At 40.3% G+C, this 23,688-nt stretch carries 16 protein-coding genes; 2 read left to right on the top strand and 14 right to left on the bottom strand.

Annotated features, from left to right (window positions below):
• Positions 1 to 34: 34 nt before the first annotated feature.
• From OCK74_RS11400 to OCK74_RS11345, 12 genes are all read right to left on the bottom strand, one after another.
• Positions 35 to 1,663 carry a glycoside hydrolase family 43 protein gene (locus OCK74_RS11400; RefSeq protein ID WP_279297165.1) on the bottom strand — a complete coding sequence of 543 codons (1,629 nt, stop codon included), beginning with the start codon at positions 1,661 to 1,663 and terminating at the stop codon, positions 35 to 37.
• A gap of 41 nt (positions 1,664 to 1,704) precedes the next feature.
• On the bottom strand, positions 1,705 to 4,182 hold the full coding sequence (locus tag OCK74_RS11395) for a glycoside hydrolase family 3 N-terminal domain-containing protein (protein ID WP_279297164.1): 2,478 nt from the start codon (positions 4,180 to 4,182) through the stop codon (positions 1,705 to 1,707).
• Positions 4,183 to 4,304: 122 nt separating this feature from the next.
• The gene (locus tag OCK74_RS11390) at positions 4,305 to 6,191 is read right to left on the bottom strand and encodes a right-handed parallel beta-helix repeat-containing protein (RefSeq protein ID WP_279297163.1); all 1,887 of its coding nucleotides are present in this window, start codon (positions 6,189 to 6,191) and stop codon (positions 4,305 to 4,307) included.
• 50 nt (positions 6,192 to 6,241) lie between these two features.
• Complete coding sequence (locus OCK74_RS11385; RefSeq protein WP_279297162.1) at positions 6,242 to 8,572, bottom strand: beta-galactosidase; 2,331 nt, start codon at positions 8,570 to 8,572, stop codon at positions 6,242 to 6,244.
• 314 nt (positions 8,573 to 8,886) lie between these two features.
• Entirely contained in the window at positions 8,887 to 10,482 is a 1,596-nt protein-coding gene (locus OCK74_RS11380; protein WP_279297161.1) for a RagB/SusD family nutrient uptake outer membrane protein, read from the bottom strand.
• 38 nt (positions 10,483 to 10,520) lie between these two features.
• Positions 10,521 to 13,814, bottom strand: coding sequence for a TonB-dependent receptor (locus tag OCK74_RS11375; protein WP_279297160.1), 3,294 nt, complete (start codon positions 13,812 to 13,814; stop codon positions 10,521 to 10,523).
• A gap of 210 nt (positions 13,815 to 14,024) precedes the next feature.
• Entirely contained in the window at positions 14,025 to 15,191 is a 1,167-nt protein-coding gene (locus OCK74_RS11370; protein WP_279297159.1) for a FecR family protein, read from the bottom strand.
• Positions 15,192 to 15,273: 82 nt separating this feature from the next.
• The gene (locus tag OCK74_RS11365) at positions 15,274 to 15,885 is read right to left on the bottom strand and encodes an RNA polymerase sigma factor (RefSeq protein WP_279297158.1); all 612 of its coding nucleotides are present in this window, start codon (positions 15,883 to 15,885) and stop codon (positions 15,274 to 15,276) included.
• 274 nt (positions 15,886 to 16,159) lie between these two features.
• Complete coding sequence (locus OCK74_RS11360; protein ID WP_279297157.1) at positions 16,160 to 17,626, bottom strand: glycoside hydrolase family 1 protein; 1,467 nt, start codon at positions 17,624 to 17,626, stop codon at positions 16,160 to 16,162.
• Between the two features lie 188 nt (positions 17,627 to 17,814).
• Positions 17,815 to 18,204, bottom strand: a complete 390-nt coding sequence (locus OCK74_RS11355; RefSeq protein ID WP_279297156.1) for a hypothetical protein — start codon at positions 18,202 to 18,204, stop codon at positions 17,815 to 17,817.
• Between the two features lie 255 nt (positions 18,205 to 18,459).
• The gene (locus OCK74_RS11350; protein WP_279297155.1) at positions 18,460 to 18,705 is read right to left on the bottom strand and encodes a hypothetical protein; all 246 of its coding nucleotides are present in this window, start codon (positions 18,703 to 18,705) and stop codon (positions 18,460 to 18,462) included.
• A 62-nt stretch (positions 18,706 to 18,767) separates the two neighbouring features.
• A complete protein-coding gene (locus tag OCK74_RS11345) occupies positions 18,768 to 19,214 on the bottom strand; it encodes a GNAT family N-acetyltransferase (RefSeq protein ID WP_279297154.1) in 447 nt (148 codons plus the stop codon).
• A 131-nt stretch (positions 19,215 to 19,345) separates the two neighbouring features.
• Here OCK74_RS11345 and OCK74_RS11340 point away from each other — a divergent pair, with 131 nt between their 5' ends.
• The gene (locus OCK74_RS11340; RefSeq protein ID WP_279297153.1) at positions 19,346 to 20,242 is read left to right on the top strand and encodes a J domain-containing protein; all 897 of its coding nucleotides are present in this window, start codon (positions 19,346 to 19,348) and stop codon (positions 20,240 to 20,242) included.
• Between the two features lie 5 nt (positions 20,243 to 20,247).
• Entirely contained in the window at positions 20,248 to 20,553 is a 306-nt protein-coding gene (locus tag OCK74_RS11335) for a chaperone modulator CbpM (protein ID WP_279297152.1), read from the top strand.
• Positions 20,554 to 20,562: 9 nt separating this feature from the next.
• On the opposite strand, the gene OCK74_RS11330 is transcribed toward OCK74_RS11335, so the two are convergent.
• Positions 20,563 to 21,354, bottom strand: coding sequence for a DUF4249 family protein (locus tag OCK74_RS11330; RefSeq protein ID WP_279297151.1), 792 nt, complete (start codon positions 21,352 to 21,354; stop codon positions 20,563 to 20,565).
• 8 nt (positions 21,355 to 21,362) lie between these two features.
• The gene (locus tag OCK74_RS11325; RefSeq protein ID WP_279297150.1) at positions 21,363 to 23,660 is read right to left on the bottom strand and encodes a TonB-dependent receptor; all 2,298 of its coding nucleotides are present in this window, start codon (positions 23,658 to 23,660) and stop codon (positions 21,363 to 21,365) included.
• Positions 23,661 to 23,688 lie beyond the last annotated feature (28 nt).

Genomic DNA, 23,688 nt, shown 5'->3' with positions numbered 1-23,688 from the left:
ACAGGTTGCTTGAAACAATTATTATAAATAAGTCTTAGTTATTGGACAAAACATTTTCACCTTTAAACCTGAACCAATTGAAATCAGCGTAACCGTCTACACCTTCTTTTTTGATGCTGTAATTAAATAGGGCAAACCGGTTAGCAGTCCAAGCATAACCCAGATCCATTTTTAGCTGGTTGCCAAATGGAATGAATTTCTTTCCATCAACACTGTATGAAAAAGTTGCTGTAAAGCCTATATGCGTTGCGTTTGCTTTGATCCAGAATTTGTTTGGCGTAAATTGATTGATGCTGTCAATCACCTGGCCATTGTTTACCATCAACAAACAATTATTATTTCCCACTTTTCTTACGGCCATATAAGCATAAGGCTTTTCGAAAATTCCAAATCCTGCAATGTTACCATCCTTCAATCCAGATACATCTATTTCAACAGTTCCTTCCGATGCAGGCCCCTGCACTCTTTGTGTAAGGGTATTGCGAGCCATAGTCAGATCATTTGCAAACGAAGAGTGTAAACGCAGATATCCTTTTCTTTCCGTCAATGACCACTTTTCGTTATCAGGATTATGATTCCATTGCCATTGCAAGCCAAGCGTAGATGCATTAAATTCATCGGATGTTGCTGGAACTGTAATGGGATGAGTCTTACCCACTTTGGGTTTCTCATTGATCACAACACCTTTTCCATTTCCTTCTTTGCCCAACATAGGCCAGCCGTCTTTCCATTCCACTGGCACTAGATGCGGTACTCGTCCAATCGCCCCCCTGTCCTGCATAATTACAAACCACCAACTACCATCTTTCAGTTGAAGCATGCCACCCTGGTGCAAACCATTATTTGGATATGAAGATTCATCCTGCACAATTATTTTGCTTTCATAAGGCCCATAAATGTTTTTGCTGCGTAAACATACCTGCCATCCCTCTGTACCTCCTGCCGGACAGGTAATATAGTAGTAACCGTTGATCTTATAAACGTGTGAGCCTTCCATGCCATATTTGGTATATGGAGCAGAAGAACCTTGTGGTTTATCAATTGCTTTATCCCAGATCAATTTGTTTTCTCCCTTCACAGAACGGGCATCCGCAGCCAGTTCGGTCACATACAATTTCCCTTGCCCGTGCACCACATAACATTTACCATCCTCATCGAAAAACAGACCAGGATCATACAAGTATTCGGGAAAGATAGTACGGGTCCAGGGTCCTTTTATGTCTTTGGCTGTGCAGATGGAGTACTGGCCTTTTTCCTTCCCCCAATTAGGGGTACAAAAGCCTACATAAAATAGACCGTTATGGTGCCGGATCGTTGCTGCCCATGAACCTCTCAGGTACATCTCCCCTCCCTGCAGGTTATAACGTGGATCTTCATCATATTGGTCTATTGCATAGCCAGCCATTTCCCAGTTCACCAGGTCTTTTGATTTTAGAATCGGGCAACCAGGCACATAGTGCATACTGGTTGAAACAAAATAAAACTCATCTCCTACCCGGATCACATCCGGATCGGGCCAATCACCCCAGAGTAATGGATTTTTAAATGTGCCATTTCCATTGTCGGCAGTCCATACTTTCGATATTGTATGCATTTGCGCGCTTATATCCCCCTGCTTCATCCAGTTCACTGTTACCAAAAACAAGACAAACAACTTTCGCATAATGTCTATTTTATTGAATTCGTACATCATATCAATATTAGTTATTTTCCCGCATCACTATCCCTCATCATTTTAGATGGGATTACTGATGCTTTTACTGTCTTCATTTGATTTTTGGCTTGCTGACCGACAACGTAAAAACTTTTTTTCAGTCTGATGTCATCATAAGAAGCTCCGATCATGATGCTGAACTCGCCGGGTTCCACAACAATTTTATTGTCTGTGTTGATCAGTTCCAGGTCTTCAGGAACAATTTGAAACTGCACCCATTTGGATTCGCCCGGTTGTAAATGGATCCGTTCAAAACCTCGCAGTTGCTTTTCGTAAGTTGTAGTGGAACTGATCACATCGTTAATGTATAACTGCACTACTTCATCACCAGCTACATCGCCAGAATTCGTTATTTTACATCTGACAGTGATATTACCCGTTTTACTTTCTATACTATCTACTGCAATACTATCATATGCAAATTGAGTATAGGACAATCCAAATCCAAAGCAATACAAAAGACCTTTATTGGCAACTGAATAGTTCTTCATGGGTTCCCAGTTGGCATTTGGTTTTGCCGGTATATTGAAGGGAAGCTGGCCGACCGATTTTACCCAGGTGCCGTTTAATTTACCTCCTGGATTATAGTCTCCTTTCAATGCTTCTGCAATAGCTTGTCCGCCCTGTGCACCCGGGTAAGGTGCGCCCAAAATTGCTTTACAATATTTCTGAGCAAAATTGATAGTGGCAGGTCTTCCCCACACCAAGACTAAAACAACCGGTTTTTTGGTTTTCACTAGGGCTTCCAACAATTGCTCCTGGTGCCCAGGCAAATCCAAACTGCTGCGGGTGCGGCTTTCGCCTGATGTGCTGGTGCCATCACCCAGCACCACTACAACTACATCGCTTTGCAGGGCCAGGTCCACAGCTTCCTGGATTGATTTGTTTTCATTGACAGATAAAGTGTCCGGTATCAATTCATTTTCAGGCCATCCCTTTGAAATCAGGTCAATTCCTTTTGCATACTTAATTTCTACATCTACATTTTTATAAACATTCTTTAATCCATCATACACACTGGTAAATGTATAATCCATCGGTCCATAATGTGTGGGCACATAATTATTGGTGTGTGCATTGGGGCCAATAACAGCAATCTTTTTGAAATTATTTTTTAGGGGAAGAATGTTGTTTTCATTTTTCAGCAATACCAAACACTCACGGGAAGCCCGAAGTGCCATGGCCTGATGCTCTTTTGATGAAACAATTTGTTGCGCTAATTCAGGATTGCCCGTATAGGGATTGTCAAATAAGCCCAACCAGAACTTTACATACAATACATTCCTTACTAATTCATTGATTCGCTTAATTGGAATTTTTCCTTCTTTTACCAATGCCCTGATATTATTGATGTATTCATCAGGTGTATTAAAATCGGTTCTAACATTCAAACCGGCTTGCAGAGCCAGCAGGCAGGATTCTTTATGATCGCTGCATACATTGTGAATGTCAGAGAGTCGCTCAATAGAATAACTGTCTGAAACAACATATCCTTTAAACCCCATTTCATTGCGAAGTTTTGTTGTAAGATAAAAATGGTTGCTTGCTATGGGCACTCCATTATAATCGTTGTAAGAACTCATGACACCCAAAGCACCAGCTTCCCTGAATACTTTGCGAAACGGGTACTCATGAATGTAATACATTTCGGATGGCGTGATATGTGGATCAGTACGGGCATCCCATTGGCGAGCACCTTTACAGTCACCATAGCCAACATAATGTTTCGGAGTGGAAACAACTTTTTCAGACTGGATTCCCCTTGCCATAGCCACCCCCATACGGGCCACCAGGAACGGATCCTCACCAAAAGTGCCTTCCCATCTCCCCCAGCGCTGGTCTCTTACTACATCCAATATAGGAGCGTAAACATTGGTGTAGCCCAGTACACGGGCTTCTTTCCCCTCCACTTTTCCTTGCTGAAAGGCAAGCTCTTTATTCCATGTGCAACCCACCGCATTCATGGAAGGAAAACTGGTAGCATGTCTGGCACACAATCCCCTGATGCCTTCATTAGAAAAATCCACAGGGATACCGAGGCGGGTATATTCAACAAAAAAACGTTGCGTTTCATTGATGGCTGTGGCATTGTTAAAAGGGGTTTCGTTTTCCTTTATACGTGGGGTGTTGTTGATGTGTTCATCAATATTGGCGATGCCATCTTTCAAGATCAACTGATTCCATTCAATTGTCGGAAGACTGTCTTTCAGCACTTTTCCATGACCATAGTAAGTTGCCAGCTGGCAGGATTTTTCTTCCAGTGTCATTTGTGCAAGCAAATTGTCAATCCGCTTTTCAACCGGTTGCAGGGGATCTTCGTAAATATCCTTTTTATTATTCTTATTGAAATCAATCCAGCCTTGCTTATAGATGTGATTTTTAAGCGGAAAAGGATTGGATTGTTGTGAAAACAAATTGCCACAATGGACGATAAGCAGGGCAAATGCTGGTAACAACTTTGAAAACATAATACAGAATTCCTTAAATGATCAAATACAGTTTATATCCATTCAGATTTTCATACTCCATATCATAGGATGTACAGCAAGCAGCGCAGCGCCAAAATTGGATGTATTAGAAATTTGCGCCATTACCAAACTTGAATTCTCTGTTGTCCTCCTTTTTTTATTTCAAACGGACCGGCTGAAGGATTAACATGATTACGTGTTATACTCACAAAATCAGTATTGAATATGATGGCATTACCTGTTCGATCTTCAAATGGTTGTTGGGGAATTACCGCACTCCCAAGCAGTTTACTTGTAATTAGTTTTGGTTTCCTTTCTTCCGACCACTGTTTTTCCATGTTGATTACAAGGTACCATCTACCATTCTTTTCCTCCAGTTTAATTCCCGAATTATAATTGGGAAGCACTACTGGTTGATGTTCATGTTTTGATGGCTTTGCATTCATCAAATACACATTTCCATTCATCTGCACCGGTAATGCAGAGTGGTTGTAAGGGGACAAATCTGTCTGACCCAAAAACACATTATTGTAGAAACGGGTATCACCAGATGGATTTTTGTAAAATCCGGCGATCTCAGTTGAATGCGGTTTTAGAAAAGGTGTTTTGCGTGCATCAACACTGTCTGTTGGCCAAAGATCCCATGCAATAAGATTATGAACAAATGCAACACCTTGCGAAAGTCTTACCTGAGCAAGATGTGGCGAAAGAAAAAGATTATGGTCAACCAAAATAGGTCCATGATTTACTTCCAAAGAGAAATCCTGCACAGTATTATCATGCAGTAAATTTTTTGTCACGCGGGTTCCCTGCGCCATCCAGTCGAGCCAAATTCCTCCTTCGGTACGGTAAATATGATTCCTGCTGATTTCAACATCAACGGCCGCATGCAATTTTATTCCTGCTAGTTCATAACCCCAAAATAATTGCTGGTGGCCAATATCGTTAATCGTGTTCCCGGTAATTGTGCTGAACACTGCTCCCAAACTTCCAGCAATGCCTGCCTGACCGCAATGGCTGATATGATTTTTCCTAACCAGATGACTCCCCACATGATCTTTATTCCAGGAATTGGAAAGGGCCCGTTCAGTAGTTTTAATAAATCCATCCACTGATTCAGATTTGTTATCCCACTCATCACCATACTTTCCAAGTGTAATGCCTACACATTTCGAATAACTGATTGTATTTTCTTCAATTATCCATCCCTTACTCCAATGGGTTCCAATTAATCCAATTTGTTCTGCGGTAGGCGGCGCCCAGGGCGTAGCTGCGTGACACATACGAAACCCTTTTACTCCAATATAGTTGATGCCCGGTTGGGAGGGATAAAATACGGCTTGCCGAACATTGATTTCAACCAGTTGTTTGTTCGGATTCACTGCGTTAAAATTTGCCCAGATAAAAGTATTGTTTTCATCTACCTTACAATACCACAATGGTTGATTGGTGTTGGCCGAATTCAAATCTTTCAGGCCCTTTGCTTCAGTTAACGGCCTGCCGTTCAAGTAAACTTCGCCTGTATGGCACCAGTTTCCTTTTGTAAGCCAATCGCCGTATAATGTGTCCTTGTATGGATTGAATTTCCCAAAAAAACTATTAGGTATTTGAACCATCCAGATTGAACTGTCTAGTTTTTGCCAGGCTTTGATGATTTCAGAGCCTTTTAATTCAACTGATTCACCCTTCGCAGCCCGATACCAAATCCGTTCTTTTTCAGAATTTCCACCACGTGGTGGTGAGACTTGCTCACGATACACACCGGCATGTACAGTAATCAGATCTCCTGGCATGGCAACCTTTGCTGCGGCTGAAATTGTCTTAAATGGTTTTGATAAACTGCCGTCATTATTATCATTGCCCTTAACAGATACATGAAATTCTTTGTAAACAACTTTTCTTTTTTGAGCAATCCCTGTCTGTATGTAGCTGATAAAGGCTATGGCAGTTATTAACAACAACCGGATCTCCTTTCTGATCAATTTGTTAGTAAAATATCTTCTAATCATACAAATCTGGTTTGACTTTCAATAGCAATGCCGGTCAACATAAAAATCACTTACAATCCTTTAAACATTGTTTGGCTCAGGTATACTCTGAAATCTTTAATTCTTCCATTAGGAGATTCCTGCCGGGGTAAATACTTAAAGCCACTTATGTGCTGTAAAGCACCAAGATCAATCACTACCTGGTGTGGATGCTTAGGAGAATCGCCTTGCCATTTTGTATGCCATACAGTTGTATTTTGCAAGTCAAATATGTTATCTGCTTTTCCATCCTCTCCCTGGATTTCTTCACTGTCTGCATACACCACTTTCCATTTATTCCGGGGCAATTCTTTTCCGTTTTCGTCCAGGAGATACAATTCGGCCATCGTTGTGAAGGGATCATTTTCTCTATGAGCATTTAATGCTTCCAGACAGAAATAACGGCCTTGTGCAGTATTGAATTTTGCTGTTTGCCATGCAATGCCTGTATCAAATGAACCTTGATATGCAGGTTTAACACCGGCTAAAACCAAAGCCTGGCCATCCTTTCTGTGTTTTTTTACTGTTGCTTTTTCGGTCAAACTATCCAAAATCGGTAATTCCAGTCCGGCCAATACATTCTTTTTCGGACCGGTATAATCCAGCACAATCACTTCATTGCTTCCTTTTTTCAGCCATGGCCCAGGCACATACATGGTTTGCGTGGGCCCGATATTCCAGAATCTGCCCAGGCAATGACCGTTTACCCAAACCAATCCTTTACCCCATGTGCTTACATCCAGGAATGTATCGCCGGTTTTATTCAATACAAATTTTCCTTTATGAAATGCAGGCATGGATGTTTTACCCTGACGAAACTTTACATAAGCAGGAATTCCATCATTGCTCAATTTTATTGGGTATATTTTCCAATCCAGCAATTCTTTGCTTTCACCATTTGATCCAGTAATGAACACTTTGTCTGTTATCCCTTTTCTGTCATGTATATATCCTCCATAGTTTACCCGCCCCATCGCTTCTACCAGTATATCCAGCACATCTCCTTTTTGGGTAGCAGGCAGTTTACAACTGTTCTCATTTCTTCTGCGGTCAAGCGTAGCAATTTTTCTCCCATTGACAAATACCTGTGCAAAATCATGAACTTCCTGAATATTCAAAACGGAAGCAGGCCCTCCAGGCAATTGTGTACGATACAATATGCTGCCGTAGCCCTGGTCATACGCTTCCATATTTTGCACCTGCTTAGCACTAATAAATGCGGGCAGATTGGAAAACATTGGTGCTACTTCAGTGGTTGTAAATGCGGGAATTTTTATGACCGGATTTCTGGTAGGCACAGCCGGTAATGTTTCACCATCCTGTAAATAGCCAGAAAACAGTTTGCGTAAAGCATAATATTTTTCCGTATCCCATCCAGCTTCACTGATGGGAGCATCGTAATCATAACTGGATGTTTGCGGTAAGAAAGGAGGACAATTAGCGCCTGACCATAATCCAAAGGTCGTTCCGCCATGAACCATATAGATACTAAATGATGCTTTATGATCAAGCATGTAACCAATTTCCTTAACCACATTACCCACTGAACCAGTATGGTGTTTGGTACCCCAGGAGTCGAACCAGCCCGGATAATATTCGCCGCACATCAGTGGGCCTTTACTTCTTATTTCACGAAGGGCTTTAAAATTGGCCTGTGGGTTACCGCCAAAATTTACTACACTGAATATATCGTCTCTAACATCATTTTTTAACTGAGAAGGTCCATCGCAAGTAAATAGTGGAATAGAAAATCCCGCCTCTTTCAGGTAATCACGGACCTTACCTATATACTCTTTATCGTTTCCATAAGAACCATATTCATTTTCTACCTGCGTCATTATTATCGGCCCGCCATCAGAAACCTGGAGAGGTGCCAGCACACGACCCACTTCTTTTAGATAAATACGGCTACGTTCCAGGTAATAGGGATCCTGCGTTCGCAGTTTGATGTCCTTTTGCTTTAGCAACCACCAGGGGAATCCACCAAATTCCCATTCAGCGCAGGCATAAGGTCCTGGCCGGAGAATCACATATAAACCTTCCTGCTGTGCCATCCGGCAGAACTCTGCAACATCGGCATTTCCATCCCAGTTAAACTTTCCAAGTTCGGTTTCATGAAAGTTCCAGAATAAATAAGCACAAACTGCATTCAGCCCCATGGCTTTAGCCATCTGCAGCCGATGCCGCCAATATTCCTTTGGTATACGGGCAAAATGCATTTCCCCACATCGGATAACATAAGGCTTGCCGTTTAATAAAAAACTAGAATCGCCTATAGCAAATGTCGGTGTAGGCTGTTGCGCAAATAAACCTATGGCCAGGAATAAATTGCAGATGATGAAAAAGGAGATTTTTTTCTTCACTTTGATAGTTTGAAAATATTAAAGTCTATTATTTTATTGACCAGAATTTACTCATCTTCATAAAAATAATCACCAACGCCCTTCTTTATTATTTCAATCGTTTGCGCAATTTCAATCCATAACAATTTCAATTGACTAATACCAGTTCCAGTCGAGATTTGCCCACTTAATATTTTCATTACTAGCTGATAATAAATACGTGGTACAATTTGAAAAAGAGTAAGAAAGAGGGAGTAAGAAAACTTACTCCCTGTACGAACTGTTATCACATTATTCTATGCTTATATGAGTAAACAGCCTCCGTCTAAATGAAACTAATAACCATCGTTTTGCTTAAGATTTTTATTTAAATCCATTTCCTTTTGTGGTATAGGAAACAAATAATTTTTGGAACTGAATGTACGTTCCGCTACAGGGCTTATTCGGTTGGATGTTAGCGTTAGTGCTCCATTAGAAGAGTTAACACTGCCCAGCAAGGCTCCCTGCACTATTCCCGGCATTACCTGTTCTCCAATTTTCCAACGCTGAATATCGAACCAGCGAAGCCCTTCCAATGCCAATTCCACTGTCCTTTCCCTTCTGATCAAAGTACGAAGTTTCGCCAAGGAATTATAAACAGTCTCATCCACATCCGGCATACCTGCTCTTTTTCTTACCTTATTGATGGCATCGTATACTGATGCGTCTATCTGGCCAGCTTCGATTTTTGCTTCTGCATACGATAATAAAATTTCAGCATACCTCATTACAATGAAGTTTAGGCCAGTGTTATCAATATCAGTTCCAAACTCGGTATTCCGGAAGTCATCGAGTTGCGAAACAAATTTCCTCACATTATATCCGGTGGGTGAACAGTTGTTGTTTTTGTAATAATCGGTTCCATCGTAGGGGTCAAAATAGGAGCCTTCATACATTGTACCCGGCCTGATAATAGAGGCATCGAGACGCGGATCTCGATTTTTATATGGCTGCATTGGGTCATAAGATTGATCTTCCTGGATGGTTTTACCATTAATAGTTTCGTAAGCATCCACAAGCTTTTGCGTTGGAACAATAGAGCTCCATCCTCCTTGCGAGTTTGGCGCAACCGCCTGCAAAACCCAGGCAGAATTGTCGTCCTTTAAATATTGTACATCCAAAATTACTTCCTCATTATTGGCATTACCTGGACGGAATAGCTCAGCATAATTAGGGAATAATTTATAGGTGAAAGGAGGCGCCATTAGCTGCTGGCAGGTAGCAATACAATCTGCCCATTTTTCATTATAAAGCTCCACTCTTGCTTTTAGTCCAAGGGCAGCGCCCCTTGTAATCCGGCCAACGTCTGTGCCGGAATAGCTGATGGGGAGGTCTGCTGCAATGGCTGTTAATTCATCCAAAATAAATTTTATGACCGATGCTTTAGAAGCCTTTGACACGGTATTGGCCTCAGATGGTTTCAGTTCATGCAAAATCAATGGAACATCTCCATAATTCTGGCTCATGATAAAATACTGATAGGCTCTCAAAAAACGGGCTTCACCTTTCATTCTTGCTTTCAGTGGATCGGCCACGGCAGTTGAAGGTGTCTTATCAACATTATCTAAAAACCAGTTGCACCGTTGTACCGTTTTAAAGTCCCATCTTCCGATTCCCACATCATTGGGTGTAGCATATCCGGAGGCTAAAGTTTCATATCCTTCCCAAGGAAACTGGTCATAAGCAATATCGGTCATACAATCGTTGTATACAACATTATCGCCGTATTCCCAACCGCTGTAGCATGCATTCAACGCTGCGGTAACGTCATTTTTTGAAGTCCATAGTGAACTGTTACTATAAGCATCCCTTGGGCTTCTTTCAAGAAAATCTTTTTTGCAACCGCTTAAAAAAATAGCTACAAAACAAGTAATGATATATAGATATTTCATGATTGTCTTTTTAGTTAAATCCTGATTTAAAATGCTGATTAGAAATTGATATTAAGACCTACCGTATTTACGATCACCTGGGGATAATTGTAAACGCTGCCGGTAGAGCCTATTTCAGGATCTATCCATTTGTAAAACTTGGTGAGGGTTACAAGATTCTGGCCACTATAGTACACTTTTACATTCTTAAGACCTGCTTTTTTAATTATGGCAACAGGCAAATTGTAGGCTACCATTAAATTCTTCAGACGCAAATAGGAAGCATCCTTTACCCAGAAAGAAGAAGGTGTACCGGTAGGGTTGTTCTGTTTATAACTGTACCACAACCGGGGGAAGGTGGCAGAAGGATGCTCAGGTGTCCATCGGTCCCAAAAAACCGATGTAGGTTTATCAACATCTGGCCCCACGCCTCCTATCAAATTGCCTCCTGCTGCTTTTACGCCAGCAGCACCTTGAAGAAATAAGGAGAGCTCAACTCCTTTCCATTGGGCACCAAAGGTTAACCCGAAAGTGGTTTTAGGAAAATAAGTTCCCAAAAAGGTTCTGTCCATGCCGTCAATAATTCCATCCGGCTTACCATCGGGTCCGCTTAAATCCCGGTATTTCAAGTCTCCAGGTCCAATCTTGCCTCCGCTTTGCTTCGCATGTGCATCAACTTCAGCCTGAGTTTGAAAAATACCGTCACAGATATAACCGTACAGAGAATTAATAGGGAATCCTACATCCTGGAAAGTGCCGCCGGAAATATAAGGGCCGCTCCCCTTCAGATCTGTAATTTTATTTGTAATGAATGAAACGTTGGCAGCCACATCGTAGGAAACGGCTTTCACCTGATTCCTATATTTTGCAGAAAACTCCCAGCCTTTATTGGACACTGACCCGGCATTTTGATAAGGAGCTGACAAACCATACACAGCGCCTATGGGTAACAATAATAAAATATCAGAAGTATTCCTGGAAAAATAATCAGCCGTAAAATCTAATTTATTACTCAAAAAAGTGGCATCTAATCCTACTCCTGCAGTTGTGGTGGACTCCCAGGTAATGTCGGCATTGGCCCCTGCAGTTGGCGCAATCCCGGAAGCCAGGGTTTGATTAAACGAATAATTCTGTCCAGGGCTTATCGTTGCAATGGCGGGATAGTTGCCTACAACGCTTTGATTTCCCAATCTCCCCCATGAGCCGCGCAGTTTCAGGGAGTTGACACGACTTAGATAACGCTCAAAAAACTTTTCTTTTGAAATATTCCAGCCGGCGGATAGAGAGGGGAAAAGTCCCCATTGATTATCCTTAGCAAATCTGGAAGATCCGTCTCTTCTTAAATTAGCTTCCAGCAAATAACGCCCTTTGAAATCATAATTGAACCGGCCAAAATATGATTGCAGGGCCCAATCGTTGGAATAGCCCTCATTTTGCTGGCCATCTTTTGGTGCCACATTGATCTCGGTAAGAACATTGTTTAAAAATCCCTGGCGATAGGCATAGAGATAGTTATAAAGCTGATATTCTTGGGAAGCACCCAGCAACAATTTGAAATGGTGATCCATTGCCAGAGTTTTTTGATACTCCGCAACAGCCTGCAAATTGGTATAGGTTGATTTGTCCGAGGACTGAGTCAGGTTGTTGGGGCCTTGATACTTGGTTGGTGCACCATTGGTCCCGCTGTAGTATTGGATGTCTTTTACAAATTGCTGGCGCTGATTTGTGCTTAAACGGTATCCAAACGCCGGTCTGAGATGGAGATCTTCTAGTATTTCCCAATCAAGACCAAAATTGGAGGTAAGTATATCACCCTTATTTTTATTGAAAGACCCCGATTCTAACCATGCCATTGGACTACCATCTGCTACATAGCCATAAGCACCATTTGGATATTTGTAAGGTACTGTATTAGATAGCCTGTTAAATTGCCTGATCAATTGAGAAAAACTGGTGGCATAAGTGCTAACTGGCTCACTAAAGGGAGTATGCTGATATGCCAGGTTCGCGCTTACACTAAATTTCTTGTTGATTTGGGAATTAACATTAATACGAGTTGAATATTTTTTATAATTGGTTCCTTTTACATTCCCATCCTGGTTGAAATAGCCCAAAGAAGCCATATACTGGGTATTGGCATCGCCGCCGCTCACACCAACGTAATGGTTTTGCTGCAAGCCGGGTTCGGTATAGAGCAGATCCAGCCAATCGGTATTGGGACGTGTGGGATCAGTACCATTTTTAAATTTTTCAATATCAGCATCGGTCCATTTCAGCGTCTTGCCTTCATTCTTTAAGGCTTCATTATACAACAAGGCTTGTTGCCAGGAAGGCAGAAAATCGGGCAGGCGGTTCACACTCTGTTTTCCTAAATAAGTTTCGTAATGCACCTGCGCCTGCCCTTTTTTACCTTTTTTGGTAGTGATCAACACCACTCCGTTAGCAGCCCGGGAACCATAGATGGCTGCTGAGGCAGCGTCCTTCAATACAGACAAACTCCCAATATCATTTGGATTGACTTCACTCATGGAAGCTATAATTCCATCTACAACCACCATTGGACTACTATTGCTTAAGGTGCCAATACCGCGTATACGAATAGTACCTGCATCTCTTCCAGGTTGACCGTTGGTAGTGGTTACCGTAACACCAGCCATAGTTCCCTGTAAGGCATTCGTTACACTGGTTACTGGCCGATCCTCGAATGTTTTGGAACTAACAGTAGACACTGCTCCGGTAAGACTTGCTTTTTTTTGTGCGCCGTAGGCCACTACAACCAAAGCTTCTTCTACTTTTTCTGACAGCTTCAGGGCAATTTTTAATGAACCGGATTTTAAAACGGGAATTTCATAGTCCTCATACCCTATATAGGAAATTACCAACCTGCCGCCTTCATCCGGAATTTGAAGCGTAAAATTTCCATTTTCATCAGTTGATGTTCCTTTGCCGGTGCCCTTTAGTTTTACAGAAGCACCTGCCAGGAGCTTACCGTTATTATCTGTAATAACACCTTTTACTTCAATTGGAGGAGGAGTAGCAGGCAACTCTGTTGCTTTCAATTCTATTGGTGTTACAACAATTGTATTTTTTGTGATCGTATATCCAAAAGGAAGATTCTTAAAACAGATTTTCAATACTTCTTCAAACGAAGTATTTGAAACATGTACATCTACTTTACCTGCCTGGTCCATTAACTCATCTCTGAAAAAAAACCTATACCCGGTTTGCCGGTTTATTTCTTTAAATATCTCTTTTAAAGAGGCATTCTTTTCAGAAAGCGTTACGTTCTGGCCAAAACCATTGGCACTAACCTGCAAGCAGGCACCTAATAAAAAGATGGTAGTCAATTTCAAAATCAACAGCGTTTTGGGAATGACTCTCCTTTTCCGATGGAGAAAATAATACACTTTTAAATGCATAACTTTGTTTTGTTTGGGTTAAACAATAAGCGGTCCGATACAGATTTGTTTATTTTCCGAAATATTCGGAAAGGGTTAGCCCAAGCTACTTGCCGTCCCGTCTGGTACACGGGGCGGTTTTCTTTTGTGTTAACCGTTTTTTTATTATTGCATTACTACAATCCTTTTTGCTTCAATCTTAAATTTTATACCTGCCAGTTGCATCATCTTTAGCACTTCTGAGATATTGTCGTTCCTGCTTACAATACCAGAAAAATGCTCTGTACTTATTTTGCCTTCGTAAACAACTTCTACATCATACCATCTTGAAATTTGATGCATGATGCTTTGTATAGGCAGGCTGCTGAAATTGAACAAACCATTTTTCCAGGCCATTACCTGCTCTACATCTGCATCTTTATCCAGTTGTATTTGTCCCTTTTTATTTAATTGCGCCTGCTGTCCCGGCATAAGCAGTTGTGTGCTGTTTTTATTTTTTACTTTCACAGATCCCTGTAACAAGGTTACTTTAATATGTGACTCATCCTCAAAGGCATTTACATTAAAATGTGTACCCAGTACCTGTACCTGCATATCACCTTTCTTTACAAGAAAAGGTTTTGACGCATCATGAGCCACTTCAAAATAAGCTTCACCGCTTACTTCAACCATACGTTCACCACCTGCAAAGGCTATAGGATAATGCAAAGAACTTTCATTGTTTAGCCAAACCTTAGTTCCATCCGATAAAGTAAGACTTACTACCTTGCTTCCCCTGGGATTAACCAGGGTATTATACACCATTTCATGACTTGTACCATTATAGGCTATCTGCCCATCGGCTAATTTTACTACGTTTACACTTTCCTGCATGGCCATAGTACCGTTACCTGCACTGTCTAAAATAATTTTTTGTCCATTGGAAAGTATAATAACGGCATCAACCGAATGAGGCGGCGCTACATCATTTTGCTTTTTTGGTTTTTCAATAGCAATAGGTGTATTGCTTTGTGTCTGCCGAAATTTCATATAAAACACACCTGCACCCATTAATAACACTATAGCTGCTGCGGCAACCCACCTGCTCCATTTGCCTTGCATCGGTATTACCTTTGTTTCGCCCGTTTCTTGTTCCAGCCTGGCCCAGACTGTTTTTTTACTCAAAACATCCTGCAATCCTTCTTTCAACTTATTATCATCCAAAAACTCTTCTGCAATCTGCCTGTTATGCTCCGATTGGTTCATCCAGCCCTCAAGCTCATTTTCTTCAGCCTCTGTAAGTTGCCCTTCAAGATGTTTGATAATCAACCCTGTAATTCTTTCATTCGTCATTTCTATGCTTGTAATATGTTAATAACACCGCAGGTGGTATTTTGTCCCGATTTATTTTACTTTTTTTTGCCTGACAATTCTGTCATATTTTCAAATGGTCATGATTGCTGAAATAATATAAGACCAAGACCCAAACAGCTATGTTCTTTTTAAAAAATGCAACCCGTAATTGCTTAATGGCCTCCACCTTTAAATTCCGCACTGTTTTTTCGGCAATGTTCATGTGGACAGATATTTCGTCGTTCTTCATTCCCACCAGTTGAAGTTTCAGAATGGTTTTCATTTTTAGAGGCAACCTGTCAATTTCTTCATACAGGAATTGATATACACACTCGGTAATTTCGTGTTGCAAGAAGTTGGTTTCGGTTTGGTCAGCTAAAGCATTTTCAAGCTCTAATTGGTTTTGTCCCTGCCGCTTTTCGCTTCGTAAGTGGTTGAGACATGCATTTTTAGCCGTAATAAAAAGAAAGGACTTAAGCTTTTGGGGATCTGCAAAATCGCTACGTTTTTTCCAAAGCTTTAAAAAGGTTTCGGTAGTAATGTCTTCTGCTGCGGCCCTGTCAATGACCAGCCGTTTCGCAAACCGGAACACAGATAAGTAATATTGATGATATATAGTTTCAAACGCTTTTCTGTCGCCATCGGCAAATCGAAGCATCACATCATTTTCAGTAAGTGGTGGAAAAGATAACATGGCCTTTTTAGCAATCGTTACGGGTTAAAGCTAATGAAAACAGAACAATCTGATCATAGATCCTTAACCAGTGCAAATGTAGGGCAGCACTTAAATATGTTCGTTTATGAATTTAAGTTCATCTAAACAGTTATTACCAAAACAAAAAAAGCCCACTGTAAAAACAGTGGGCTGAACGACTGCTCGTATGACCATATGAAAACAAAACCAAATTTTCAATTGATTAGATATGTCATTGAAATCGACTTAAAAGGCAATAGCCATCCTAAAGCTTTCAATTTACTTGCGCCTGTTGGATAATCCTTTGGTAAGTATAAAAGCTTTGTTTTGGTGTGCGTTGCTGGGTTGTAAAATCAACATAAATAATTCCAAAACGCTTGGAATAGCCAAACACCCACTCAAAGTTGTCCCAACCACTCCAAACCATATATCCTTTTAGTTGGGCTCCTTCCCTTTTTGCCTTTAAAGCTGCATCAATATGCCGTTTAATGTAATCGGCACGCAAGGAATCTTTTACTGTATTACCATCCTTGATATCTTCACCTGCAAAGCCAGCTCCATTTTCTGTGATCATGGTAACCGGATTGCCATATTCACTTTTTAACTGCATCAAAAGCTGGTACAAATACTCAGGACGTACAGGACCACTATGTGCCTTTACAGAATCAGGGTTATTATCCATCCAACTCGTGGACATAGGTGCTTGTTCATTATATTTTACAAATGCCGGCGCATAGAAATTAATACCTAAGAAATCAGGCTTATTCGCTGCAATCAAATTCATTTCTTCTTCCGAAGGTTGAAATTGAGGATCATACTTGCGGATAGAATCCATAGCCTGTTTAGGATAAGTTCCTTTGAACAAGGGATCTAAAAATAATCTATTCAGCAGGGCATCCTGCAGAACAGTAGCCTTTACATCAGCAGGATTATTTCCATCCATAGGCACACAAGGAGAAAGATTAAGGGTTATGCCTATGGAGCCACCTAAGTTCAGGTTGTGATACATCTTTGTAACTGCAGCATTGGCCAGCAATTGGCGATGTGCTTTCTGCATGCCTATTGCATAACGAACATTTGCAGGTTCCTTGCTTTGGTCCAAATTCAGCATGTACTCCACTAAATAGAATTCTATGTAAGGTTCATTAAACGTGATGAACTTCTTTACTTTTTTTCCATAACGCTTCAAAACAACAGAGGCATAATTTGTATACCATTTGATCATATCAGGATTACCCCAACCACCTTTGTGCAATAAGGCGACAGGATAATCAAAATGATACAAGGTCACTACAGGTTCAAGTCCTGCAGCAATCACATCATCGATCAACCGATCATAATGGGCTAATGCTTTTTCATTTACTGCTCCTGTACCATCTGGAATGATGCGGCTCCAATCCAGTGAAAAACGATAGGCATTCACACCCAGTTGCTTTAGCAGTTGAATGTCTTTGAGGTATTGGGTTCTGTCATACATATTAGCTGCTACATTACCGGTTTGCTTCTCTCCTATGACAAATTGTGTAACGCCCACTTTATTGGTTAAAAAATCCCATTTAGATTCCCCTTTACCATCTGCCTGGTACGCACCTTCTACCTGGTAAGCGGCAGTGGCGACCCCCCAAAGAAAATTATTGGAAGTATGAGTACCCGTGGCTTTTTGAGTGAAACCTCGAATACCGGTCAATATAAATAAAAGACATAATGAAAAAAGAATGCCCCTAAAAGGAGTTATAGTCATGGCAATGCAATTTCGTTGTTATCATTTCGATTGTAAGCTGTTGATATCAGACGAATGTTCCTATCATCAACAATTGTAAAAATAGTATGGTTCAATAATGATTTTTTGGCAGAATCAGGACAATAGTATGCAAAATCAGGACATTTGCAGGTCTTCAACCCATGCATTCACAACAGCAACTAAATGGATCAAAACTTTTTAAAAGTATATGTATATGTTTTTCTTGCCCCTTTCACAACAACTATTTTACTGTAAGGCGGCTTTATGAAACTGTCTCCTTTTTCTGTATATGCATGAAAAAAGGCACCTTCTTGCGTAATATCAGGAGCAAATAAGTATTCCTGCTTGCTGTTATCCAGTTTCACGGCTTCCACATTGAATTGAAATCGAATACTGTCCACTTTTCCTTTGATATCCGAACTGTCAAAAAATAAATAGGCCTGGTGCAGGATATCAGGCTGGCCAGTTTTTATTTTACCTAAGATGTAAATAAGTAAAGACATGGCAACAATTGTCAATAACATATCTTTCAGTGGGTTGAACCCTATATTAAACCTGGATTTGATTGTTGCATGCATGACCAGCAATCATGAATTTATTGATTCGAGAACGTAGTATAGGTGGAAAGTCTATCATCATTCGGCTTATTCATCCTAAAAGAATTTTGGCCCACTTTTAAGGGGTAACGTTGCCCTTTCCAAATTCAATGACATCATTGCACAGTAAACTCTGCTATTTGATCGTATATTAAAATAAAAGTGGGGAAACTGCTCAGTCCCTGATAGCAAGGCGTATAATTAGATTGGACCTGCTGATTAAAAATAACAACGTATTTAGCGCTCGGGCTCATCATTAACAGAAGCCCGTTCTCCCCCCATTACCCTGTCCTCTTTGTTTTCATGATCATATTGAGCTGCCTCCTCTTTAATTGCCCTGTCTAAATCAGTACTGATTGTTGTTCCTGTGTTGTTATCATCTTTCTTTCTGGGAGGCTCCCCTCCTGCTCTTTTTCTTTCATTCTGGTCCCAGGTCTCTCCTATATTATGATATTCAGACCCTTTTTGAACATCTTGAGCCATAATTTTTGATTTAAATGAATCAATACAATTTATACCCGAAAAAACTATGCCTCTTCTATTATCTACTTCCAATCCTTCATTCCGACAACCTCTTTCTCCATTAAAAAATGCTTCAGCCCTACCTCGTAAAATTCATCGCCCACAACCTGGTACCCGCACTTGCTGTAAAAACCTTTTGCAGTATCTCTCGCATGCAGCACTAATTTAGTAAAACCGTTTTTTTTTGCCAATTCCTCTGCAAACGCTACAATTGCAGCACCAACACCCCTTCCCTGGAAATCAATGTTTACCGCCATCTGACGCAACTGCAAAGTACTATCACCTATCCTGGAGAGCAGACAACAGCCAATCAATGCATCTTCAAAAGCACCAACAAGGAAATGCTGTCTTTCCTGCTCCGGATTGATATAGGAGTGGGAAATACCAAAAGGATCCAACAACATTTTCTTCCGCAGGTGAACCATTTCCTCATAGTCCTTTGTGCCTGTCTTAATTAATTTTATCTCCATACTATTTTTGCTGCAAATGTATTTGCTTCATTTCTCACTCCCAATTTCTATTGCTGCTACATGCCAATTACCCCATTCCCATTCGTCATAATGCCTAACTTTATTAAGCAATTCCCAAACCCATTCCAACTATGGAATTCATCGACTACTACAAAATATTAGGATTGGACAAGAACGCCAGCTCAGACGACATCAAGAAGGCATACCGCAAATTAGCGCGTCAATACCATCCCGACCTTAATCCCAACGACAAGGAAGCCCATAAAAGATTTCAACAGATCAATGAGGCCAATGAAGTACTCAGCGATCCTGAAAAGAGAAAGAAATACGATCAATATGGCAAGGACTGGAAGCATGCTGAAGAATTTGAAAAAGCGCGGCAGCAACAAAGACAATATGCAGGCAGCGGGGCTGGAGGCCAAACATTCAGCGGAGATTTTGAAGGTGGCGACTTCTCTGATTTTTTTGAATCGCTCTTTGGAGGGAGAAGCTCGAGAGGACGTCAAAGAGAAACGAGGTTTAAAGGACAGGATTACCAAGCCGAACTGCACCTGGGCTTAAGAGATGCCTATACCACCCACCAACGTACACTAACGATCGATGGCAAGAACATCCGGATCACCATTCCGGCAGGAATAGAGGACGGACAAAAGATCCGGCTGAAAGGATACGGAGCCCCTGGCATAAAGGGCGGTCCGGCTGGTGACCTTTATATTACTTTCCATATAGAAGACGATCCGCACTTCAAAAGATCTGCTAACGATCTATATACGACGGCAACAATCGACCTATACACCGCTGTTTTAGGTGGAGAAACAACCATCCATACTTTTAGCGGAAAACTAAAATTAAAAGTACCACCCGGAACCCAGAATGACGCAAAAGTCAGGGTGAAAGGAAAAGGTTTTCCTGTATACAAACAAGAAGACCAATTTGGAGATCTATACGTAACCTATAAAGTCAAGATTCCTACACACCTTTCTGAAAAGGAAAAAGAATTATTTACTGAACTTTCCAAACTGAGATAAATTATATGCAAGACGAAAGCTTGATACCCGCAAGTGAATTATGTGTGCACCACAAAATTGAAATGAGCTTTATCTATTCTTTACAGGAATTTGGACTGCTTGAAATGGTAAACAGGGAAGAAACCATTTTCATCCCAACAGAACAACTCAACGAACTGGAAAAACTGATCCGCATGCATTACGAACTCAACATCAACATGGAAGGCATCGACGTCATTTGCCACCTCCTCAAGCGCATCGAAGCCACGCAACAAGAACTCAATCAATTACGCAACCAATTAAAGTTTTTTCAGTCATTTGAAAATAGCTGATATTCAGAACTATAAAGCAAAACCACGTTTATCAAAGGTATAATAGGTAAATATGCCAATGCCACCATTGATATTTGATTTTATAGCTTCAGGAGTCAGGAAGGGGTCCTTATAGGCACTACTGGCGTTACGTACAGAAAGCAGGTATTCATAGTAATCCTTTTGAATATGGTATAGTGTTACTACCACGGAATCTGCGTCCGCTTTATATTCTTTCCATGGCAAGGAACAAGAATCTGTTACCGGGTCATTTTGATCATACAATCCGAATTTCGTCTCCTTATGCTTACCACTTTTATAGATAGAAGCAAGAAGTTTGAAGTACTGCTCTCCGGCATTACTGGTTTTGTAGTGGACTGTAATGGCATTGCGTTCAAGATTGATATTTTGCATTTCAACTTGCGACACGATATTGGTTGAAGCATACAATCGAATTCCTTGACTGTTTGTAATATCCAAAGTAAAAAAAGAATGGTTGTTGTGAATCGTATCCTTGCTACTGTAATTGACATAAACCCGCCTGGCAGAATCCCAGGAGAAAATGCCATTCAACTGAATAGCTCCAGAATCTGTAATAATATAAGCCTTTGCGTTATCCAAACCCCATAAATCCAACTCATCATCCAAGTTAATACTTTCAGTAAGCGTTAGCGCTGCTGGATAACCGGGAGTAAGAAAACATTCAACTATGATCTCTTTTTGCTGAGGTGGTATCTCAATGTCTATGTTGCTTTTCGAGATACAGCTGTGTATTACTGCTAAAGAAAAGAGAACGGCCACAATCCATAATAACTTTTTCATACTGTAATTTAAAATTCTGTACGAATGCTGAAAAAGGGTACTAAGGGAAGTATAGACTTTTTCCTGGCTTGTAAATAAGTTTGATTTTGCTCATTTTTTACAACTAAGAAGTATATGAAATAGGGATTTTGATAGGCATAGGTATTATAAATTCCGGTTGTCCACGAACACCTCAGCTTTTTAATCATCAATTGATGTCTTATAGATATATCCATGCGGTGTGATAAAGGCATTCTAAAGTTATTACGGTCATTATAAATCGGAACTTCGTGCACTTCAAACTGGTTGCCATCTGCATCCTGGTGTATATACAAACCCGTAGGAATTGTCATCAAAAAACCACTTTGAACAAATTGAGAAAAAGAAAACAGCCAGTTTCGATGCCACCGCCAAGAAAAGGAAAGATCTAATTTGTGCCTGATATCATAAGGCAATGAATATGCTATCCCGTTATTGATACCAGGAAACTGGCAAGTTGACTTGCCCAATGTATAATGACTTTCCATCTGGAATCTTTTATTATTATAATACAAATTAAACTCTATGCCTTTAGAAGTGCCTTGCCCTATCGAAGTATTAAAATCCAGTGAAGAAAAATAATTTTTATCAAGAAATTCGATTTGATTCTTCAGGAGCATATAATAAGCTGATAAACTCCATTTTAGCTTTTTATTGAACATTTTGGTATAAGTAGCTGAAAAGTTCCAGGCATTTTCAGGTGGCGCCTGACTGGTTGATGGATACCAGATATTCATAGGTAACTGCACACCCAATGGCACATACATATGGGAGAATTGTACGCGGCGACTGATATTCAATAAAATACTTTGTTTGCCGCCTTTATAAAGCAGATTCACAGTTGGTGAGAAAGTTAAAAAAGATTGATCTGATTGATAATAATCAAGTTGTGAACCGAGCTTTAAGGTCATGGATTTCTCAGGTAATATAGTGCTGAAAATATAGCCTCCATAATTTTGAGCATTCTTTTTGTGCATTGTGATTTGATCATTAGAAGTTTCTATTGCAAATTGTGATTCGGAATTCATACTAAGTGTACTGTACTTGGTATATAATCCATAATCAAAAGAAAGTTTATCAGACACCAGCCAATACAAATTAGCTTGAACAGAACTTTCTGAAATCTTATTGTTCATCTGTTTCATTAGTTCAGAATAAGCCATATTAGCAGTATACCCTGCATGTCCTACGTTTATGGTTAATTTCTTGTTTCTATTAAAAGTATATTGCCAATTAGCACCTATTGCCAGATTTTTCCAATCAGCATCAATATTTAACGCCTCACTATTCTTCATGTGTAACTTATCGCTGGAATAAAAAGTGTTCAATCTCAATAACGCTCTTTTGTTTGGTTTGATCAATAAGGTATTATTCCAGTCATAAAAACCATAGGAAGGCAAAGGGGAATAATTTACCTTGTTGTTATAAATACTATTGTAAGAATTGGATATAACATCAAAATAGGAACGCCTGAAATGGCTGATGAAACCAACTTTATTTTTCAGCACGGGAATGTTGACACCAAGTTTTGTAGTCAAAATGCCAAGTTCCGCATAACCCTTAATACTATCGCTTATTTTATTTTCGGTTTCCAATAACAGGTAAGAGGATAAATAGCCGGTGTATTTGGGATGGATATCTTCTTTTAGTAACTTGACATTTGTAAAAGCATCTGCATTGATCACCGGGTATATGCCGAGTAAGTGATTGCCACTAAAGGTATTGATCCCATTGATAAAGACACCTGTGTTTCCCGAACCTAACCCCCTGACATATAATCCCGAATTAAACTCATGGGTATGAATAATTCCCGCCTGCCTTTGTAATGCCTCATAAACATTCGCTTCACCTAAAACGCTCCCCTTTTGTAAAATCTCATCCCTGGAAAACAAAACATTGGCTGAAAGTGTTTTGTTACGAGCCGTCACCAACACTTCATCGAGTGAATCATTGGCTGGTTGCAAATAGAGATACAAAACAGTATCACCCTGTATAACCAATTTTTGTTCGATTTCTTTATATGAAATATGCGAAACCTTTAAATCGAAAACGCCAATAGAGCCGGGACGAAGAATAAATGCACCGGAACTATCAGAAATGGTGCGATATGTTTTTTTCCCATCTAATTCTATAGTTGCATTTTCAATAGCTGACACTGTTGTTGTATTGAAAACAAAGCCACGTATATTAACCTGGGCATACAAAAATTGATGAGTTAGCAATAATAGAAGGTTCAACAAGAGCAAACGCACGAATAAGACCACACAACTACCATACAACCTCTTCATAATAGGGAAATTATTCTTGTGTCTTCCA

It is taken from the genome of Paraflavisolibacter caeni, assembly GCF_025628885.1.
Taxonomy (GTDB): domain Bacteria; phylum Bacteroidota; class Bacteroidia; order Chitinophagales; family Chitinophagaceae; genus Flavisolibacter; species Flavisolibacter caeni.
This window is presented reverse-complemented; position numbering and strand designations above follow the sequence as displayed.

Bases quoted from the DNA above. Each gene is read 5' to 3' on its own strand.
- OCK74_RS11400 (WP_279297165.1), bottom strand. From the start codon at position 1,663: ATGCGAAAGTTGTTTGTCTTGTTTTTGGTAACAGTGAACTGGATGAAG.
- OCK74_RS11395 (WP_279297164.1), bottom strand. From the start codon at position 4,182: ATGTTTTCAAAGTTGTTACCAGCATTTGCCCTGCTTATCGTCCATTGT.
- OCK74_RS11390 (WP_279297163.1), bottom strand. From the start codon at position 6,191: ATGATTAGAAGATATTTTACTAACAAATTGATCAGAAAGGAGATCCGG.
- OCK74_RS11380 (WP_279297161.1), bottom strand. From the start codon at position 10,482: ATGAAATATCTATATATCATTACTTGTTTTGTAGCTATTTTTTTAAGC.
- OCK74_RS11370 (WP_279297159.1), bottom strand. From the start codon at position 15,191: ATGACGAATGAAAGAATTACAGGGTTGATTATCAAACATCTTGAAGGG.
- OCK74_RS11365 (WP_279297158.1), bottom strand. From the start codon at position 15,885: ATGTTATCTTTTCCACCACTTACTGAAAATGATGTGATGCTTCGATTT.
- OCK74_RS11360 (WP_279297157.1), bottom strand. From the start codon at position 17,626: ATGACTATAACTCCTTTTAGGGGCATTCTTTTTTCATTATGTCTTTTA.
- OCK74_RS11355 (WP_279297156.1), bottom strand. From the start codon at position 18,204: ATGCATGCAACAATCAAATCCAGGTTTAATATAGGGTTCAACCCACTG.
- OCK74_RS11350 (WP_279297155.1), bottom strand. From the start codon at position 18,705: ATGGCTCAAGATGTTCAAAAAGGGTCTGAATATCATAATATAGGAGAG.
- OCK74_RS11345 (WP_279297154.1), bottom strand. From the start codon at position 19,214: ATGGAGATAAAATTAATTAAGACAGGCACAAAGGACTATGAGGAAATG.
- OCK74_RS11340 (WP_279297153.1), top strand. From the start codon at position 19,346: ATGGAATTCATCGACTACTACAAAATATTAGGATTGGACAAGAACGCC.
- OCK74_RS11335 (WP_279297152.1), top strand. From the start codon at position 20,248: ATGCAAGACGAAAGCTTGATACCCGCAAGTGAATTATGTGTGCACCAC.
- OCK74_RS11330 (WP_279297151.1), bottom strand. From the start codon at position 21,354: ATGAAAAAGTTATTATGGATTGTGGCCGTTCTCTTTTCTTTAGCAGTA.
- OCK74_RS11325 (WP_279297150.1), bottom strand. From the start codon at position 23,660: ATGAAGAGGTTGTATGGTAGTTGTGTGGTCTTATTCGTGCGTTTGCTC.